Below are 18,577 nucleotides of genomic sequence, written 5' to 3'. Positions count from 1 at the left end.
CGCCGACGTCGCCGCCGCGGCCCGGTCCCACCCCGGACGTCCGGGCGGACGGGGCCCCGGCGGAACGGTGTCTTTCCAGCGCACGATCTGATATTGATTTTGCTAAATGCAAGGGCGGTTCCTCCGGACGGAAGGAGCACCATGCGTACGGGTGTCTGGCTGGTGGGGGCGCGCGGTTCGGTCGCGACCACCAGCATCGTCGGCGGTCTCGCCCTGCGGGCCGGGCTCACCGCGCCGACCGGTTGCGTCACCGAGCTGCCCGCGCTGCGCGGGCCGGCCCTGCCCACCTTCGCCGACCTGTTCTTCGGCGGCCACGACCTGGCCACCACCCCGCTGACCAAGCGGGCCGAGACGCTCGCCGACGCGGGCGTGCTGCCCGGCCGGCTGGCCGCCACCCTCGCCGCCGAGCTGACCGCCGTCGAGGAGGACCTGCGACCCGCCCCGACCGGCGGCACCCAGGCCGACCGGGCCGCCGCCGTCGTTGCCGACCTCACCGCGTTCCGCCAACGGCACCGGCTGGACCGGGTGGTGATGGTCGACGTCTCCGCCACCGAACCGGCCGCCCGGCCGCACCCCGGGCACGCCGACCCGGCCGCCCTGCGGGCCGCGCTCGCCGGCCCCGACGAGGTGCTGCCGCCCAGCTCGCTCTACGCGTACGCCGCCGTCGAGGCCGGCTGCCCGTACGTCGACTTCACCCCGTCCACCGGGCTGCGGCTGCCGGCGCTGGCCGAGCTGGCCGTCGCGCGCGGCCTGCCGTACGCCGGGCACGACGGCAAGACCGGGGAGACGCTGGTCAAGTCGGTGCTCGCGCCGATGTTCGCGATGCGGCACCTGGCCGTGCGCTCCTGGTCCGGGACCAACCTGCTCGGCGGCGGCGACGGCGCCACCCTGGCCGACCCGGCCGCCAACGCCGCCAAGGTGAGCAGCAAGCAGCGGGTCCTCGGCGAGACCCTCGGCTACCTGCCGCAGGGCGGCACCCGCATCGAGTACGTCGAGGAGCTGGGCGACTTCAAGACCGCCTGGGACCTGATCACCTTCACCGGCTTCCTCGGCACCGGCATGCGGATGGAGTTCAGCTGGCACGGCTGCGACTCCGCGCTCGCCGCCCCGCTCGTGCTCGACCTGGCCCGGCTCACCGCCGCCGCGCACGCCGCCGGCCGGGTCGGCCCCTTGACCGACCTGGCGTTCTTCTTCAAGGACCCGCTCGGCTCACCCACCCACTCGCTGGCCGAGCAGTGGCAGCGGCTGGTCGAGTTCACCGGGCGGCTGCACGCCGAGGCGACGGCATGAGCACGCTGGGCGACCTGGCCGAGCTGGTCCGGGCGCCGGCCGCGCTCTCCGTACCGGGTGACGTGGTCGCCGGCGCCGCCGCGGCCGGGGCGCTCGGTCCGCGTACCGCCGGGCTGGCCGGCGCGTCGGTGCTGCTGTACTGGGCCGGGATGGCCGCCAACGACTGGGCCGACCGCCGGCTGGACGCGGTCGAACGCCCCGAGCGGCCGATCCCCAGCGGCCGGGTCTCGCCCGCCGCCGCGCTCGGTCTCGCCGCCGGCCTGACCGCCGCCGGCCTGGGCCTGGCCGCCGTCACGGGCGGCCGGCGGGCCGCCGCCGTCGCGATCCCGCTCGCCGCGACGATCTGGGGGTACGACCTGGCGGCGAAGAACACCGCCGCCGGCCCGGCCGTGATGGCCGCCTGCCGGGGGTTGGACGTGCTGCTCGGCGCGACCGGCGGGCGGCCGGTCCGGGCGCTGCCGGCGGCGCTCACCGTCGCCGCGCACACCGTCACCGTCACCGCGCTCTCCCGGCGCGAGGTGGCCGGCGCGGACACCGCGCTGCCGCTGCGTACCCTCGCCGGCACCGCCCTGGTCGCGATCGCCGCCGCCCGCCGCCCGACGGCCCCCGCCGCCGTGCTGCCCGTCGCGCTGGCCGGCTGGTACGCCGCCCGGTACGGCGGGGCGCAGGCCCGGGTGGCGGCCGACCCGTCCGCCGGCCGGGTACGGGCGGCGGTCGGCGCCGGGATCACCGGGCTGCCGGCGTTGCAGGGCGCGCTCACCGCCCGGGCCGGTGCCGGCCTGCTCGGCCTGGCCGTGGCGGCCGCCGCGCCGCTGGGCCGCCGGCTGGCCCGCAGGATCTCCCCGACATGACCAGCCGGCAGCCCCACCCGCCGGCCCCGCCGCCGCGGCCGACCCCTGACCCGGTCGGCCGGGAGCACCGGGCCGGGGCGGGGCCGCGGTTCGGCTACGGCACCAACGGCTTCGCCAACCACCGGCTGGACGACGCCGTCGCGGTCATCGCCGAGCTGGGTTACCAGGGCGTCGCGCTCACCCTCGACCACGACCACCTCGACCCGTTCGCGCCCGGGCTGGCCCGCCGGGTCGACGAGGTGGCCCGCCGGCTCGACTCGCTCGGCCTCGCCGTGGTCGTCGAGACCGGGGCCCGCTACCTGCTCGACCCCTGGCACAAGCACGCGCCGACGCTGCTGCACGACGAGCCGGCCCGGCGGATCGACTTCCTCACCCGGGCGGTCCGGATCGGCGCCGACCTCGGCGCGGAGGCGGTCTCCTTCTGGGCCGGCGTCCGCCCCGACGCCGTACCGCCGGCCGTCGCCTGGGACCGGCTGGTCGCCGGCTGCGCCACGGTGCTCGACGCCGCGGACCGCGCCGGGATGACCCTCGGCTTCGAGCCGGAACCCGGGATGCTCGTCGAGGACATCGCCGGCTGGCGGCGGCTGCGGCAGGCCCTCGGCGACCCGGCGCGCTTCGGTATCACCCTCGACATCGGACACTGCCGCTGCCTGGAGCCGCGCCCGGTGCCCGAGTGCGTCCACCAGGTGGCCGCCCACCTGGTCAACGTACAGATCGACGACATGCGCCGGGGCGTGCACGAACACCTGGAGTTCGGCACCGGCGAGATCGACTTCCCGCCGGTGCTGCGCGCCCTCACCGACGCCGGCTACCGGGGGCTGGTGGCGGTGGAGCTGCCCCGGCACTCGCACGCCGCGCCCACCGTCGCCGCCCGGTCCATCGACTTCCTGCGCGCCGCCGCCGAGGCGGGCCGCGCCGCCGGGGCCGCCCCGACCGACCTGTCGCACCGGGCGACCGAGGTGGCCTAGACACCGACCAGCACCAGGGGAGGAGAGACGGATGACACCGGATCGACTGCGGGCCGCGCTCGAGGGCGTACCCGATCCCGACTGGCTGGCGGCGGCGCTGCGCCGCGTCGCGGCCGAACCCGCGACGATCGCGCGGTTCTTCCCGGCCGCCGGCCGGCACTGCGGTCGGGGCGACCTGGCCGGCGCGCCGGGCTGGACCGCCGACGAGGCGGCCCGCGCGCTGCTGCTCACCGCACTGCCCGCCGACCACGCCAGGCACGCCGAGGCGCTGTACCGGCACGGCGACGCCGCCGAGAAGCGGGCCGTGCTCAAGGCCCTGCCGCTGCTGCCCGTCGGCGCCGCCGGGGTGCCGCTGCTGCACGACGCGATCCGCACCAACGACACCCGGCTGGTGGCCGCCGCCCTCGGCCCGTACGCCCGGCACCTGGACCCGGCGTCCTGGCGGCAGGCGGTGCTCAAGTGCGTCTTCGCCGGCGTGCCGCTGGCCGTCGTGGCCGACCTGGACCGCCGCGCCGACGGCGAGCTGGCCGCGATGCTCGCCGCGCTCGCCGCGGAGCGGCACGCCGCCGGCCGGGAACTGCCCGCCGACGCCACCGACCTGCTCGACCGGCTCACCATCAGGGAGGCGTGAATGCGCATCTTCGACCCGCACATCCACATGACGTCGCGGACCACCGACGACTACGAGCGGATGGCCGCCGCCGGGGTCCGCGCGGTGGTGGAGCCGGCGTTCTGGCTGGGGCAGCCCCGCACCAGCCCCGCCTCCTTCGCCGACTACTTCGACTCGCTGATCGGGTGGGAGCCGTTCCGGGCCGGGCAGTTCGGCGTCCGGCACCACGCCACCGTCGCACTCAACCCGAAGGAGGCCAACGACCCGCGCTGCCGGCCGGTGCTCGACCTGCTCCCGCGCTACCTGGAGAAGGACACCGTGGTGGCGGTCGGCGAGATCGGGTACGACTCGATGACCCCGCAGGAGGACGAGGCGTTCGCCGCCCAGCTGGCCCTGGCCGTGGCGCACGACCTGCCGGCGCTGGTGCACACCCCGCACCGGGACAAGGCCCGGGGCGTCGAGCGCAGCCTCGCCGTGGTCGCCGAGTCCGGCATCGACCCGGGCCGGGTGGTGCTGGACCACCTCAACGAGATCACCGTCAAACTGGTCCGGGACACCGGCTGCTGGCAGGGCTTCTCCATCTACCCGGACACCAAGATGTCCCCGCCCCGGATGGTGGAGCTGCTGCGGACGTACGGGCCGGAGCGGGTGCTGGTCAACTCCGCCGCCGACTGGGGGCGCTCGGACCCGCTGCTGACCCGGGCCACCGGCGAGGCGATGCTGCTGGCCGGGTTCACCGACGACGACGTCGACCGGGTGCTCTGGCGCAACCCGGTGGAGTTCTACGGGCAGTCCGGCCGGCTCGACCTGACCGACCTGGACGCCGCGTCGGCCGGGACCTTCGCCGGGAACTCGATCCTGCGCGGCGGCGACTGATGCGGCTGCGGCACGCCGACGGCAGCACCGTCCACCTCGGCTACTGCACCAACGTGCACCCCGCCGAGGACGCCGCCGGCATCCTCGCCCAACTGCGGACCCACGCCGAGCCGGTGCGCGAGGCGCTCGGCGCCGACCTGCTCGGGCTCGGCCTCTGGCTGGCCGCGCCGGTCGCCGCCGAGCTGGCCGCCGACCCAGCCGCCCGGCGCCGGCTGCGCGCCGAGCTGACCCGTCGCGGGCTGGAGGTGGTCACCCTCAACGGCTTCCCGTACGCGGCGTTCCAGGCACCCGTGGTCAAGGGCGCGGTCTACCGTCCGGACTGGACCAGCGACGCCCGGCTGCGCTACACCCTCCACCTGGCCCGGGTCCTGGCCGACCTGCTCCCCGACGACGCGGCCCGGGGCTCGGTCTCCACCCTGCCGCTGGCCTGGCGGCAGCCCTGGGACGCCGACCGCGCCGACGCCGCCCGCCGCCGGCTGGACGACCTCGCGGCCGGGCTCGCCGCGATCGAACGGGACACCGGCCGCCCGGTGCGGGTCGGCTTCGAGCCGGAGCCGGGCTGCGTGGTCGAGCGCACCGGGCAGGCGGTCACCGCGCTGGCCGGCGTGGACACCGACCGGCTCGGCGTCTGCCTGGACCTGGCGCACCTCGCCTGCGCCTGGGAGGAGCCCGCCGAGGCGCTGGCCGGGCTGCGCGCCGCCGGGCTCCCGGTGGTGAAGGTGCAGGTCTCCGCCGCCCTGGAGGCCGCCCACCCGCCGACCGCCGCCGACGCGCTGGCGCGCTGGGTGGAGCCCCGCTTCCTGCACCAGACCCGGGCCGCCGGCACCGCCCACGCCGCCGACCCGGCTGACCCGGCGTACGCCGCCGACGACCTGGACGGCGCGCTGGCCGGGCGGCCGCCGGGACCGTGGCGGGTGCACTACCACGTGCCGCTGCACGCCCCGCCCGAACCACCGCTGACCTCGACCGTGCCGGTGCTGCGTACCGCGCTGGCCGAGCTCTTCGCCGGTCCCGCCGCCGGCTGCGACCACCTCGACGTCGAGACGTACACGTGGGGGGTGCTGCCGGCGGCGCGCCGGCCGCGCACCGACGCGGAGCTGGCCGCCGGCATCGCCGCCGAGCTGGCCTTCGCCCGCGACGAGCTGGTCGCGCTCGGCCTGACACCGGCGGGGGAGTCCCGTCCCGACGACCGGAGGGGTACGACGATGAGCGAACGAGTGGCTGACCGACATTCCGAGGTGCCGGCATGAGCCGTCGACTGGTGGTGCTGGACGTGGTCGGGTTGACCCCGCGGCTGCTGGCGCACATGCCCCGGCTGCGCGCGGTCGCCGACGAGGGGTTCGCCGCCGGCCTGGGCACGGTGCTGCCCGCGGTGACCTGCTCGGCGCAGGCGACCCTGCTCACCGGGGAGCTCCCGGCCGGGCACGGGATCGTGGGCAACGGCTGGTACTTCCGCGACCTCGGCGAGGTGCTGCTGTGGCGGCAGCACCACGCGCTGGTCGGCGGGGAGAAGCTCTGGCAGGCCGCCCGCCGGGCCGAACCGGGCTACACGGTGGCCAACGTCTGCTGGTGGTACGCGATGGGCGCGGACGTGAACTGGACGGTCACCCCCCGCCCGGTCTACCACGCTGACGGTCGCAAGGAGCCGGACTGCTGGACGGACCCGCCGGAGCTGCACGACGCGCTCACCGACGCGCTGGGCACCTTTCCGCTCTTCACCTACTGGGGGCCCGGCGCCGGGCTGCCCTCCTCGGCGTGGATCTGCCGGGCCGCCGAGCGGATCCTCGCCGACCACGCCCCGGACCTCACCCTGGTCTACGTCCCGCACCTCGACTACGACCTGCAACGCTTCGGCCCGTCCTCGCCCCGGGCCGCCGCCGCGGCGGCGGAGCTGGACGCGGTGCTGGGCCCGCTGCTGGACGCCGCCCGCGCGCGGGACGCGACCGTGGTGGCGCTGTCGGAGTACGGCATCACCGACGTCTCCCGGCCGGTGGACGTCAACCGGCTGCTGCGCGCCGAGGGGCTGCTGCGGGTCTACACCCAGGCCGGGATGGAGTACCTGGACCCGTGGACGTCGCGGGCCTTCGCCGTCGCCGACCACCAGGTGGCCCACGTCTACGTCCGCGACCCGGCCGACGTGCCGGCGGTGGCGAAGCTCTGCGCCGGCCTGCCCGGGGTGGCCGAGGTGCTCGACGCCGACGGCAAGGCGGCGGCCGGGCTGGACCATCCGCGCGCCGGCGAGCTGGTGCTGGTGGCCGAGCCGGACGCCTGGTTCACGTACTACTACTGGCTGGACGACGCCCGCGCCCCGGACTTCGCCCGGCTCGTCGAGATCCACCGCAAACCCGGGTACGACCCGGCGGAGCTCTTCTTCGACCCGGCCGCGCCCGGGGCGGCGAAGCGCCGGGCGGCGGTCGCGCTGGCCCGCAAGAAGCTGGGCATGCGGTACCTGATGAGCGTGGTCGGCCTCGACGCCGGGGCGCGGGCGGTCCGGGGCTCGCACGGTCGGCTGCCCGCCGACCCGGCGGACGCCCCGGTGCTGCTCTGCTCCGACCCGGCCGCCGCCCGGGACCGGCTCGCGGCCACCGAGGTGAAGGCACTGCTGCTGGAGCTGGCCGGGCTGGCCCCGCCGTCCGCCCCGGCCGGTGGGGCGCCGGTGCCGTCCCGGCCCGCCGTGGCGTCGTCGGGTGTTTCCGGGCGACCGCCCGGTCCGGCCGGACCGCCAACGGGGCCGGGGGAGCGGCGGTGACCGTCACCGCGCCCCCGACCGACACCAGCGGGCTGCGGGCGCGCTTCGACGCCGAACTGATGGCCTTCCTGGACCGGCAGGGGCCGGACTGGCCGGACGGCGCGCCGCGCGGCATCTTCGCCGCCCTGCACCGCTTCGTGCTGGCCGGCGGCAAGCGGTTGCGCCCGCTGTTCTGCTACTGGGGCTGGCGCGGCGCCGGCGGCGGGGACGACCGGCCGATCGTGGTCGCCGCGGCGGCGCTGGAGTTGTTCCACGCGTTCGCCCTGATCCACGACGACATCCTCGACGGCAGCGACCGCCGCCGGGGTGCGCCGTCGGTGCACCGGCTCTTCGCCGACCTGCACACCCGGTCCGCCTGGCGCGGCGACCCGGAGGCGTACGGGCGCAACACCGCGCTGCTCTGCGGGGACCTCTGCGCCGCCTGGTCGGACCAGATGTTCCACGAGTGCGGGTTGAGCACCGCGCAGGTCTGCCGGGGGTACGCGGTCTTCGCCCGGATGCGGACCGAGGTGATCGCGGGGGAGTACCTGGACCTGGTCTCCGGTGTCGGGGACGGCTCGGTGGCCAGCGCGCTCACCGTGATCCGGATGAAGGCCGCCCGGTACACGGTCACCCGCCCGTTGCAGATCGGCGCGGCGCTGGCCGGCGCGGAGCCGGAGCTGGTGGCCGCGCTCACCGACTTCGGCGACCCGCTCGGCGACGCGTTCCAGCTCCGTGACGACGTGCTCGGCGTCTTCGGTGACCCGGCGGTGACCGGCAAGTCCGTCCTGGACGACCTGCGCGAGGGAAAGCCGACGGTGATGATGGCGCTGGCCCGCGACGCCGCCGACCGGGTGCAGAGCGCCCGGCTGCGCGACCTGTTCGGCAATCCCGGCCTGGACGCCGACGGCGCGGCCGAGCTGCGCGCGATCATCGAGGCGACCGGGGCCCGGGAGCAGATCGAGCGGCTGATCGTGCTGCGGGCGGACGCCGCCCGGGCGGCGCTGGACCGGCTGCCGCTGGCGGAGCCGGCCCTGGCGGCGCTGGCCGCGCTGGGCGACCAGGCGGTGCACCGCCGGAGCTGACGTCGGCGCGCCGGGGCCCGCCGGGGCCTTTCCTCGCCATGCCCGCGAGCTTTCAGCCGATTGAACGAAAGTTCGCTTCCATGGGGCAGAAGGTATGGACAGACAAATTCACAAGCCTTAATGTTCGTGGCATCACGAACATGTTTCGTCGAGGTGAACCGGCGGCGCGGTAACCCATCGACTGGTGGCCCCCGGGCGCGCGGTCCCCCGCCCCGACCGGTGGTCACGGCCGGTCCGGCGCCGCCCGGACGGCCCTGCCGCATCCCCGTACCCGGCACCGGCGCGACGGCGCGCGCCCCACCCTGGCAGTCACTCGTCAGGAAGGGACAGCACAGAATGTCCATGAAGGACGCACCCACCCACCGCTCCCCACGATGGTCCTCCGCCGCGTCCGCCCTGCTCCTGGTGGCGGCCGTCGGCACCGTCGGCGTCACGGCCGGCCCGACCGCCCTCGGCGGCCCCGCCCCGGCCGCCGCCCACGTCATCACCGCCACCGACTTCCAGCAGGTCGAGCTGGCCCGCGGCGTCGCCGAGACGGGCGAGCCGATGTCCCTGGCCGTGCTGCCGGACCGCTCGGTCCTGCACACCGCCCGCAACGGCACCCTGCGGCGCACCGACGCCAACGGCACCACCTCGGTGATCGGCACCCTGTCGGTCTACACCCACGACGAGGAGGGGTTGCAGGGCGTCGGCGTCGACCCGAACTTCGCCACCAACCGGCACATCTACCTCTACTACGCCCCGCCGCTGTCCACCCCCGCCGGCGACGCGCCGGCCACCGGCAGCGACTTCTCCGCCTGGCAGGGCGTCAACCGGCTGTCCCGGTTCGCCCTCAACGCCGACTTCACCGTGAACCAGGCCAGCAAGGTCGACGTGCTGGACGTACCCGCCGACCGGGGGCTGTGCTGCCACGTCGGCGGCGACATCGACTTCGACCCCGCCGGCAACCTCTACCTGTCCACCGGGGACGACACCAACCCGTTCGACTCCGCCGGCTACGCCCCGCTGGACGAACGGACCAACCGCAACCCCGGGTACGACGCGCAGCGCAGCGCCGGCAACACCAACGACCTGCGCGGCAAGATCCTCCGGATCAAGGTGAACGCCAACGGCTCTTACTCGATCCCGTCCGGCAACCTCTTCCCGGTCGGCACCGCGAGGAGCCGGCCCGAGATCTACGCGATGGGCTTCCGCAACCCGTTCCGGATGAGCGTCGACAAGGCCACCGGGATCGTCTACGTCGGCGACTACGGCCCCGACGCCGGCACCACCTCGGCCACCCGGGGCCCCTCCGGCCAGGTCGAGTTCAACCGGGTCACCGCGCCGGGCAACTACGGCTGGCCGTACTGCACCGGCACCAACACCAGCACCGAGACCTACAACGAGTGGGACTTCGCCACCGGCACCGGGGGCGCCAAGTACAACTGCACCGGCGGCCCCACCAACAACTCGTTCCGCAACACCGGCCAGAGCACGCTGCCCGCGGCCAAGCCGGCCTGGATCCGGTACGCCGGCGACGCCGGCAGCCCGCCCGAGTTCGGCGGCGGCTCCGAGTCCCCGATGGCCGGCCCGGTCTACCGCTACAACGCGTCGTCGACGTCGACCACCAAGTTCCCGCAGTCCTTCGACGGGCAGTTCTTCGCCACCGAGTTCGGCCGTGGCTGGATCAAGCCGATCCACGTCAACACCGACGGCTCCCGCGGCACCATCGACAGCTTCCCGTGGACCGGCAAGCAGGTGATGGACTCCGCCTTCGGCCCGGACGGCGCGTACTACGTCCTCGACTACGGCACCGGCTACTTCAACGGCGACGCCAACTCGGCGCTCTACCGCTTCGACCACATCGGCGGCGGCAACCGGGCGCCGACGGCGAAGGCGACCGCCAACAAGACCTCCGGCGCCGCCCCGTTGACCGTCACCTTCTCCTCGGCCGGATCGTCGGACCCGGAGGGCGGGGCGCTGACGTACGCGTGGAACTTCGGCGACGGCACCACCTCCACCGCCGCCAACCCGTCGAAGACCTACACCACCAACGGGACGTACACCGCCACGCTCACGGTGAAGGACCCGCAGAACGCCACCGGCAGCGCCAGCGTGCTGATCAGCGTCGGCAACACCGCCCCGACCGTGACGATCAACAGCCCCGGCAACGGCAAGCTCTTCTCCTACGGCGACACGGTGCCCTTCAGCATCACCGTCACCGACCCCGAGGACGGCACGATCGACTGCACCAAGGTCAAGATGACCTACGTGCTCGGCCACGACCAGCACGGCCACCAGATCACCTCGAAGACCGGCTGCTCCGGTTCGATCGCCATCCCGGTCGACGGTGAGCACGACGACGCGGCGAACATCTTCGCCATCTTCGACGCCGAGTACACCGACGCGGGCGGGCTGACCACGCACACCCAGCACACCCTCCAGCCCCGGCACCGGCAGGCCGAGCACTTCAAGACCTCGTCCGGCATCAACACCTTCGACAAGGCGACCGCCGAGGGCGGCAAGACCGTCGGCGACATCAACAACGGGGACTGGATCGCCTTCCAGCCGTACCAGCTGGGCGGCGTCGCCTCGTTCAGCGCCCGGGTCTCCTCGGCCGGGGCGGGCGGCACCCTCCAGGTCCGGGCCGGGTCGGCCACCGGCACGGTGCTCGGCTCCGCCACGGTGCCGGTCACCGGCGCCTGGGACTCCTTCACCACGGTCACCGGCGCGATCTCCGGGGCGCCGGCGGGCACCACGACGCTCTACCTGACCTTCGCCGGGTCGGGCACCGGGGCGCTCTACGACGTCGACGCGTTCACCTTCACCACGGGCGCGACGGTGCGCACCGGGCCGGTGGTCGGGCTCGCCGGCAAGTGCCTGGACGTCCGCAACGCCGCCACCGCCGACGGCACCCAGATCCAGCTCTACACCTGCAACGGCACCGGGGCGCAGACCTGGACGGTGACGCCGAACTCGACGATCAAGGCGCTGGGCAAGTGCCTGGACGTCTCCGGCGGCGGCTCGGCCGACGGGACCAAGATCCAGCTCTGGACCTGCAACGGCAGCGGCGCGCAGAACTGGTCCGCCCAGGCCGACGGCACGGTGCGCAACCCGCAGTCCGGCAAGTGCCTCGACGTCTCGGGCAACAACTCCGCCGACAGCACCCCGGTGCACCTGTGGACCTGCACCGGCGCCGCCAACCAGAAGTGGACCCTGCCGTAACCGAGTGAACGCGCGGGGCCCCGCCCGGCCCGCCGGCCCGCCCGGGGCCCCCGCCCACCGATAGGAGAGCGACATGCGCAGACTCCTGCGTCCCGTCCTCGGCGCGGCCACCGCCGTCCTCGCCGTCCTCGCCTGCACCACCCCCGCCACCCCGGCGTCCGCCGCCGACGCCCCGTACGACGTGCTGGTCTTCTCCAAGACCGCCGGGTTCCGGCACGACTCCATCGCCGTCGGCACCCAGGCCATCCGCGACCTGGGCGCGGCCAACAGCTTCACCGTCACCGCCACCGAGGACGCCGCCGCGTTCACCACCGGCAACCTGGCCCAGTACGAGGCGGTGGTCTTCCTCAACACCACCGGCGACGTGCTCAACGCCAGCCAGCAGACCGCCTTCGAGTCGTACATCGGCTCCGGCGGCGGGTACGTCGGCGTGCACGCCGCCGCCGACACCGAGTACGGCTGGTCGTTCTACGGAAACCTGGTCGGGGCGTACTTCGCCTCGCACCCGGCCATCCAGCAGGCCAACGTCAAGGTGGAGAACCGGGCGCACCCGGCCAGCGCACACCTGCCGCAGACCTGGACCCGCACCGACGAGTGGTACAACTACCAGACCAACGCCCGCTCCACCGCCCGGGTGCTGGCCACCCTGGACGAGTCGTCGTACTCCGGTGGCGGGATGGGCGCGGACCACCCGCACTCCTGGTGCAAGACCTACAGTGGCGGCCGGGCCTTCTACACCGGCGGTGGCCACACCCAGGCGTCGTACGCCGAACCGGCGTTCCGGGCCCACCTGCTCGGCGGCATCCGCTACGCGGCCGGCCGCGCCAAGGCCGACTGCCGGCCGGAGACCGGCTACACCACCCTCTACAACGGTTCCACCACCGGCTGGTCGCAGGCCGGGCCGGGCAGCTTCACCAATGCCGACGCCACGCTCACCTCGGTCGGCGGGATGGGGCTCTACTGGTACAGCGCGAAGCAGTTCACCAACTACTCGCTCAAGCTGGACTGGCGGCTCGCCGGCGACGACAACTCCGGGGTCTTCATCGGCTTCCCGCCGTCGACCGACCCCTGGTCCGCGGTGAACAACGGCTACGAGATCCAGATCGACGCCACCGACGCGGCCGACCGCACCACCGGCGCGGTCTACACCTTCAAGTCCGCGGACATCGCCGCCCGGGACGCGGCGCTGAACCCGCCGGGCGAGTGGAACACCTACGAGCTGCTGGTCGAGGGCGAGCGGCTCCAGGTCTTCCTCAACGGCGTGAAGATCAACGACTTCACCAACACCAACCCGGTCCGCTCGCTCGCCGGGCACATCGGCCTGCAGAACCACGGCACCGGCGACGACGCCTCGTTCCGCAACATCCGGATCAAGGAACTCGGCTCCACCCCGCCGGGCGGCAACACCACCGTCCAGGCCGAGGCGTTCAGCTCGGCCGGCGGGGTCACCCCGTTCACCAAGGCCGGCGCGAACGGCGGGCAGACCCTCGGCTACATCGACCCGGGTGACTGGTCGGCGTACCACGGGGTGGACCTGACCGGGGTGACGTCGTTCAGGGCGCGGGTCGTCTCCGGCGGGCCCGGCGGCACCATCCAGGTGCGTACCGGCTCCACCACCGGCACCGTCCTCGGCTCGGTCGCGGTGCCCAACACCGGGAGCTGGACGACGTACGCCGACGTCACCACCGCACTGTCCGGGGTGCCGTCCGGTACCCAGAACCTGTACCTGACCTACACCGGCACCGGCACCGGGCTCTTCGACGTCGACGACTTCACCCTGGTCCGGGGCGGTGGCGGCGGCACCGGCGGCACCGGACCGATCAAGGGCCTGGCCGGCAAGTGCCTGGACGTCCGCAGCAGCGGCACGGCCGACGGCACGCAGATCCAGCTCTACACCTGCAACGGCACCGGGGCGCAGACCTGGACGGTGACGCCGAACTCGACGATCAAGGCGCTGGGCAAGTGCCTGGACGTCTCCGGCGGCGGCTCGGCCGACGGGACCAAGATCCAGCTCTGGACCTGCAACGGCAGCGGTGCCCAGAACTGGGCGGCCCAGGCCGACGGGTCGCTGCGTAACCCGCAGTCCGGCAAGTGCCTGCACGTGGCCGGCAACAACTCCGCCGACAGCACCCCGGTCCAGCTCTGGACCTGCAACGGCGCGGCCAGCCAGAAGTGGGTCCTGCCCTGACCCACCCACCGGGTCGTCCACCACGTCGATCCGGTGCACGCGACGCCGCCGGGGTGCCCTCGCACCCCGGCGGTGCCGCGTCCGGGGCCGGGCGGGTGGGCGTACCTTGACCGCATGGGACGGCTCGCGGAGTGGCGCCGGATCGCGCGGGCGCACCCGGCGGTCGTCGACGCGCTGCTGGCCGCCGCGCTCTTCGTGGCCGGCCTGCTGCCGGTGAACCCGCCCGGGGCGCCGCTCAGCCTCGCCGCGGTGCTGCTCGCCGCCATCGGCTCCGGTGCGCTGGCGGTGCGCCGCCGCCACCCGCTGCCGGTGCTCGCCCTGACCACCGTCAGCGTGGTGCTCGCGCAGCTCGCCGGGGTCGCCCGGGGGCCCATGGTGCTCACCGTGGCGATCGCCGCGTACACCGTCGCCACCCGCGCCGACCGGCGGACCGCCGCCGTGGCCGGCCTGGTCGGCGCCCTGGCCGTCGGCGCGGCGGCGATCGCCACGCTCGGCGTGGCCCGGCTCGACCCGGCAGTGGTGGTGCTGCTGCTCTGGTTCGGCGTCGCGGTGGCCGTCGGCGACGCGGTGCGCAGCCGGCGGGCGTACGTGGCGGTGCTGGCGGATCGGGCCCGGCGGGTTGAGCGGACCCTGCGGCCGGAGGGGACCGCCGCGCCCACCGAGCCGGCCCCCAGCCTGAACCGGCTGGACGCCCTGGTGGAGGGGTTCAGCACCGGCCAGCCGGTGCGCTGGACCGTGGCCGGCCAGCCCCGCCCGCTGCCCACCGAGGTCGACGTCGCGGCGTACCGGATCATCCAGGAGTCGCTGACCAACGCGCACCGGCACGCGCCGGGCGCGGCGGTGGCGGTCCGGCTGCGCTACGACCCCGACGGCGTCGCCATCGAGGTACGCGACACCGGCGCCGAGCCGTCCCCGGCGCCGGAACCGAGCGCCGGGCTCGGCCTGCTCGACCTGCGCGAGCGGGCCGAGGCGGTCGGCGGCACCTTCACCGCCGGCCCCCGCCCGGACGGCGGCTGGTCGGTGCGCGCCGAACTGCCCGCCGCCGAGGAGCAGGCCGAGTGACGTCCGCGGGTCCGTGGCGAGCCCTTCCCAGCCGGTCCCGGCGGTCCTAGAGTGAGAGCGGCGACCGCGAGGTGGCCGGTGACCCGGCGGGAGGCGCAACCCGTCGGGCCCAGGTGCGTGCCGCACCCACCGGCGACCCGTGACGCCTCCGCACTGGTGGCCCCTCGCCCCGCCCACGCTGAGGAATCCCCATCACGACAGGGGAGACAACGACGATGGCGCGACCGATCACGCTCTTCACCGGCCAGTGGGCCGATCTTCCGTTCGACGAGGTCTGCCGGCTCGCCTCCGAGTGGGGCTACGACGGGCTGGAGATCGCCTGCTGGGGCGACCACTTCGAGGTCGACAAGGCCCTCGCCGACGACTCGTACGTCGAGCGCAAGCGGGAGACCCTCGCCAAGCACCACCTCAGCGTCCACGCCATCTCCAACCACCTGGTCGGCCAGGCGGTCTGCGACCACCCGATCGACGAGCGGCACCAGGGCATCCTGCCAGCCCGGATCTGGGGCGACGGCGAACCCGAGGGGGTACGCCGGCGCGCCGCCGAGGAGATGAAGGACACCGCCCGCGCGGCGGCGAAGCTCGGGGTGAAGACGGTGGTCGGGTTCACCGGCTCGTCCATCTGGCACACCCTGGCGATGTTCCCGCCGGTGCCGCCGGAGATGATCGAGCGCGGCTACCGGGACTTCGCCGACCGGTGGAACCCGATCCTCGACGTCTTCGACTCCGTCGGGGTCCGCTTCGCCCACGAGGTGCACCCCAGCGAGATCGCCTACGACTACTGGACGACGCGGCGGGCGCTCGCGGCGATCGGCCACCGGCCGGCGTTCGGGCTCAACTGGGATCCGTCGCACTTCGTCTGGCAGGAGCTGGACCCGGTGAACTTCATCCTCGAGTTCGCCGACCGGATCTACCACGTGGACTGCAAGGACGCGAAGGTGCGCACCGGCGACGGGCGGCGCGGCCGGCTCTCGTCCCACCTGCCCTGGGCCGACCTGCGCCGGGGCTGGGACTTCGTCTCCACCGGCCACGGCGACGTGCCGTGGGAGGACTGCTTCCGGGCGCTCAACGCGATCGGCTACGACGGGCCGATCTCCATCGAGTGGGAGGACGCCGGAATGGACCGGCTGGTCGGCGCGCCGGAGGCGTTGCAGTTCGTCCGCCGGCTCGCCTTCGACGCCCCCGCGGCGGCGTTCGACGCCGCGTTCAGCAGCAAGGACTGACGCGCACCGGCCCCGACCGACCCCTACCGGACCTCCCGTGCGGCGGGAGGGCACCTGGGGGCGGTCGGGCCGCCGGGCCGGCTTCGTGGGGGGCCGGTCACTCGGCGGCGAAGGCCCGCTCGCTGATCAACCGGGCCGCGCCCACCACGCCGGCCCGCTCGCCGAGGTCGGACAGGACGATCGGCATCGTGCCGGTGGTCAGCGGCGCCGACCGGCGGTAGACCACGGCCCGGATCTCGGCCAGCAGGGTGTGCCCGAGGCCGTCCGGGGCACCGCCGATGATCACGATGCCGGGGTTGACGAAGCTCACCAGCCCGACCAGCACCTGGCCCAGCCGGCGGGCGGCGTCGCGCACGACGGCCTGCACCGCCGGGTCGCCTCCGGCCGCCGCCCCGGCGACGTCCGCCATGGTCAGGGTGCCGGTGGTGGCCAGCCGGTCGGCCAGGGCGGGGGAGCGGCCCGACCGCGCCGCGTCCAGCGCCGCGGCGACCAGCCCGGCCTCGCCGCAGTACGCCTCCAGGCACCCCGCCTCGCCACAGGCGCAGCCCGGGCCGTCGTCGGCGAGCCGCAGGTGGGCGATGTCGCCGGCACCGCTCGTCGCGCCCCGGTGCGGAGCGCCCCGCAGCACCAGGCCGCAGCCGATCGCGGTGCCGAGCTTGACGTACAGGAAGTCGTCGAAGGTACGGCCGATCCCGGCGTGCTGCTCGCCGAGCGCCATCACGTTGGCGTCGTTGTCGACCAGCGTCGGGCAGCCCAGCTCGGCGCCGAAGGTGTCCCGCACCGGAAACCTGTGCCAGCCGGGCAGGGCGCCGGACGCGATCGGGGTGCCCTCCCGGAAGGCGACCGGCCCCGGCAGGCCGACGCCGACGCCGGTGAGCTGGGCCAGGCCAAGGTCGGCCCGGAGCTTGCCGACGAGTTCCGCGGCCCGGGCGACCACCGGCACCGGACCGGACCGGACGTCTGCCGGCTCGCGGAGCTCGGCCAGCACGTTCAGCTCGCCGTCGGTGACGGCGACGGTGAGCCGGTCCGTGCCGATCACGACGCCGGCGAAGCGGACCGTGCCGGCGACGCGGAGCAGCGACGACCGCCGGCCGCCGCGGGAGGCCGCCGGCCCGGCGGTCTCGACCAGGCCCAGCTCTACGAGGCGGTCCACCTCGGCGATCAGCCTCGACCGGGACAGGCCCACCGCGTCGCCCAGCTCCACCCGCGACCGCGGGCCGTCGTCGCGCAGCATCCGCAGCAGTCGTGCCTGGTACGCGTTCTCCGGTCGGACGGGAACCATCGCCACCACCTCCGGCCGGAGTCTTCCACGGCGGTGTTACGTCTGATGGCGCGAGTGGCCGCACCCGGTACGCCCGGGTGCGGCCACTCGATCGACACCTCGGGTCCGTCAGCCCCGCAGACCCGACATGTGCTGGTAGCTCACCTCGGCGTAGCGCAGCGAGCGGCCCGGGTCGGCGCTGCCGCCCGGCGCGTTGTCCTGCTCCCACATCGGGTTGTGGTAGCCCTTGGCGCCCATGTTGGCGAAGAAGGTGCCGTAGTCGATGTCGCCCTGGCCGAGCGGCACCATCTCGTATCCGCTGGTGGTGTTCGGGTTGAACGCGCCGTCCTTGGCGTGGAACAGCGGGAACCGGATCGGCTGGGCCGCCACCGTGGCCAGCGGGTCGAAGACGTCGGTCTGCGTCACCCCGTCCGGGTCGGTGTAGCTGCGGAACCGGTGCTGGGCCACGTGCGCCCAGTAGATGTCCATCTCGAACCAGACGTACTCCGGGTCGGTGAGCCCGATGAAGTACTCCAGCTTCCGGACGCCGGAGGACCGGGTGGGTCGGCCCAGCGCGTCCAGCGGCCCGCTGTCGAGCAGGAAGTTGTACGCCGCGTCGTGGTTGTGCGTGTAGAGCTTGAGCCCACGGGCGGCGGCCAACTGGCCGAGGGTGTTCCACCGGTCCGCCGCCGCGTCCCAGTCGGCCTTGTAGTTGCTGCCGGTCGGGTCGTTGCCGGTGCCGATGTGGGTCATCCCCAGCGTCTCGGCGATGTCGAGCTGCTGCTCGAACGCGGCGAGGGTGGTCGGGTTGATGGTGCTCGGGATGGAGGCGTGCGAGCCGTTGGCGCGCAGCCCGTTGTCGTCGAGGATCTTGCGGATCTCGGCGGCGGTGATCTGCCGGCCCAGGATCGAGGTGTGCTGGTTGTAGCCGGCGAACTCGACCTCCTTGTAGCCGATCTCGGCGAGTCGGGCGAGCACCCGCTCGAAGCCGTACGGCACGCCGGTGGCGTCCGGTGCGGCGCCGATCCGGTCCCGGACGCTGTAGAGGATGATGCCGCGCTTGCCGGTCGGCACGAGCAGCCCGTTGCCGTCGGCTCCGGCGGCGGGCGCCCAGCCGGCGGCCCCGACGGCGGCCGCGCCGGCGACGCCGGCGAAGGCGCCGAGGATCCGGCGACGGCTCATTCCGTGCTGTCTGTCGTTCATCTGCTGCTGCCTCTCTCGGTGCGATGAC

General features: G+C 74.6%; 14 protein-coding genes. 12 read left to right on the top strand and 2 right to left on the bottom strand.

Going from position 1 to position 18,577, the window contains the following annotated elements; all coding sequences use genetic code 11:
- The first annotated feature begins 141 nt into the window (after window positions 1–141).
- From M2302_RS12325 to M2302_RS12270, 12 genes are all read left to right on the top strand, one after another.
- The gene (locus M2302_RS12325; RefSeq protein WP_280838050.1) at window positions 142–1,290 is read left to right on the top strand and encodes an inositol-3-phosphate synthase; all 1,149 of its coding nucleotides are present in this window, start codon (window positions 142–144) and stop codon (window positions 1,288–1,290) included.
- Window positions 1,287–2,141, top strand: coding sequence for an SCO3242 family prenyltransferase (locus M2302_RS12320; RefSeq protein WP_280838049.1), 855 nt, complete (start codon window positions 1,287–1,289; stop codon window positions 2,139–2,141). Before M2302_RS12325 ends, M2302_RS12320 begins: the two co-directional genes overlap by 4 nt.
- Entirely contained in the window at window positions 2,138–3,109 is a 972-nt protein-coding gene (locus M2302_RS12315) for a sugar phosphate isomerase/epimerase family protein (RefSeq protein ID WP_280838048.1), read from the top strand. The genes M2302_RS12320 and M2302_RS12315 overlap by 4 nt, the downstream gene beginning before the upstream one ends.
- Before the next feature lie 31 nt (window positions 3,110–3,140).
- On the top strand, window positions 3,141–3,740 hold the full coding sequence (locus M2302_RS12310; protein WP_210777278.1) for an EboA domain-containing protein: 600 nt from the start codon (window positions 3,141–3,143) through the stop codon (window positions 3,738–3,740).
- Complete coding sequence (locus M2302_RS12305) at window positions 3,741–4,595, top strand: TatD family hydrolase (protein ID WP_280838047.1); 855 nt, start codon at window positions 3,741–3,743, stop codon at window positions 4,593–4,595. It begins immediately after the preceding gene.
- On the top strand, window positions 4,595–5,845 hold the full coding sequence (gene eboE / locus M2302_RS12300) for a metabolite traffic protein EboE (protein ID WP_280838046.1): 1,251 nt from the start codon (window positions 4,595–4,597) through the stop codon (window positions 5,843–5,845). The genes M2302_RS12305 and eboE overlap by 1 nt, the downstream gene beginning before the upstream one ends.
- Window positions 5,842–7,344, top strand: a complete 1,503-nt coding sequence (locus M2302_RS12295) for an alkaline phosphatase family protein (RefSeq protein ID WP_280838045.1) — start codon at window positions 5,842–5,844, stop codon at window positions 7,342–7,344. The genes eboE and M2302_RS12295 overlap by 4 nt, the downstream gene beginning before the upstream one ends.
- Entirely contained in the window at window positions 7,341–8,408 is a 1,068-nt protein-coding gene (locus tag M2302_RS12290) for a polyprenyl synthetase family protein (RefSeq protein ID WP_280838044.1), read from the top strand. Before M2302_RS12295 ends, M2302_RS12290 begins: the two co-directional genes overlap by 4 nt.
- A gap of 336 nt (window positions 8,409–8,744) precedes the next feature.
- Entirely contained in the window at window positions 8,745–11,612 is a 2,868-nt protein-coding gene (locus tag M2302_RS12285; RefSeq protein WP_280838043.1) for a PQQ-dependent sugar dehydrogenase, read from the top strand.
- A gap of 73 nt (window positions 11,613–11,685) precedes the next feature.
- Complete coding sequence (locus M2302_RS12280; protein WP_280838042.1) at window positions 11,686–13,800, top strand: ThuA domain-containing protein; 2,115 nt, start codon at window positions 11,686–11,688, stop codon at window positions 13,798–13,800.
- Between the two features lie 114 nt (window positions 13,801–13,914).
- Window positions 13,915–14,862, top strand: coding sequence for an ATP-binding protein (locus M2302_RS12275; protein ID WP_280838041.1), 948 nt, complete (start codon window positions 13,915–13,917; stop codon window positions 14,860–14,862).
- Window positions 14,863–15,077: 215 nt separating this feature from the next.
- A complete protein-coding gene (locus tag M2302_RS12270) occupies window positions 15,078–16,085 on the top strand; it encodes a sugar phosphate isomerase/epimerase family protein (RefSeq protein ID WP_154942563.1) in 1,008 nt (335 codons plus the stop codon).
- A 97-nt stretch (window positions 16,086–16,182) separates the two neighbouring features.
- Here the strand turns inward: M2302_RS12270 and M2302_RS12265 are convergent, their stop codons facing one another.
- Window positions 16,183–17,367, bottom strand: coding sequence for an ROK family transcriptional regulator (locus M2302_RS12265; RefSeq protein WP_280838040.1), 1,185 nt, complete (start codon window positions 17,365–17,367; stop codon window positions 16,183–16,185).
- Between the two features lie 108 nt (window positions 17,368–17,475).
- Window positions 17,476–18,549 carry a sugar phosphate isomerase/epimerase family protein gene (locus tag M2302_RS12260; protein WP_280838039.1) on the bottom strand — a complete coding sequence of 358 codons (1,074 nt, stop codon included), beginning with the start codon at window positions 18,547–18,549 and terminating at the stop codon, window positions 17,476–17,478.
- Window positions 18,550–18,577 lie beyond the last annotated feature (28 nt).

Source organism: Micromonospora sp. A200 (genome assembly GCF_029893845.1).
Classification (GTDB): domain Bacteria; phylum Actinomycetota; class Actinomycetes; order Mycobacteriales; family Micromonosporaceae; genus Micromonospora; species Micromonospora purpureochromogenes.
The sequence above is the reverse complement of the archived record's forward strand: the minus strand, read 5'-3'. Positions and strand labels throughout refer to the sequence as shown.

Excerpts from the sequence above, each read along its gene's own strand:
- M2302_RS12325 (WP_280838050.1), top strand. The coding sequence starts at position 142 with ATGCGTACGGGTGTCTGGCTGGTGGGGGCGCGCGGTTCGGTCGCGACC.
- M2302_RS12320 (WP_280838049.1), top strand. The coding sequence starts at position 1,287 with ATGAGCACGCTGGGCGACCTGGCCGAGCTGGTCCGGGCGCCGGCCGCG.
- M2302_RS12315 (WP_280838048.1), top strand. The coding sequence starts at position 2,138 with ATGACCAGCCGGCAGCCCCACCCGCCGGCCCCGCCGCCGCGGCCGACC.
- M2302_RS12310 (WP_210777278.1), top strand. The coding sequence starts at position 3,141 with ATGACACCGGATCGACTGCGGGCCGCGCTCGAGGGCGTACCCGATCCC.
- M2302_RS12305 (WP_280838047.1), top strand. The coding sequence starts at position 3,741 with ATGCGCATCTTCGACCCGCACATCCACATGACGTCGCGGACCACCGAC.
- eboE (WP_280838046.1), top strand. The coding sequence starts at position 4,595 with ATGCGGCTGCGGCACGCCGACGGCAGCACCGTCCACCTCGGCTACTGC.
- M2302_RS12295 (WP_280838045.1), top strand. The coding sequence starts at position 5,842 with ATGAGCCGTCGACTGGTGGTGCTGGACGTGGTCGGGTTGACCCCGCGG.
- M2302_RS12285 (WP_280838043.1), top strand. The coding sequence starts at position 8,745 with ATGTCCATGAAGGACGCACCCACCCACCGCTCCCCACGATGGTCCTCC.
- M2302_RS12280 (WP_280838042.1), top strand. The coding sequence starts at position 11,686 with ATGCGCAGACTCCTGCGTCCCGTCCTCGGCGCGGCCACCGCCGTCCTC.
- M2302_RS12275 (WP_280838041.1), top strand. The coding sequence starts at position 13,915 with ATGGGACGGCTCGCGGAGTGGCGCCGGATCGCGCGGGCGCACCCGGCG.
- M2302_RS12270 (WP_154942563.1), top strand. The coding sequence starts at position 15,078 with ATGGCGCGACCGATCACGCTCTTCACCGGCCAGTGGGCCGATCTTCCG.
- M2302_RS12265 (WP_280838040.1), bottom strand. The coding sequence starts at position 17,367 with ATGGTTCCCGTCCGACCGGAGAACGCGTACCAGGCACGACTGCTGCGG.
- M2302_RS12260 (WP_280838039.1), bottom strand. The coding sequence starts at position 18,549 with ATGAACGACAGACAGCACGGAATGAGCCGTCGCCGGATCCTCGGCGCC.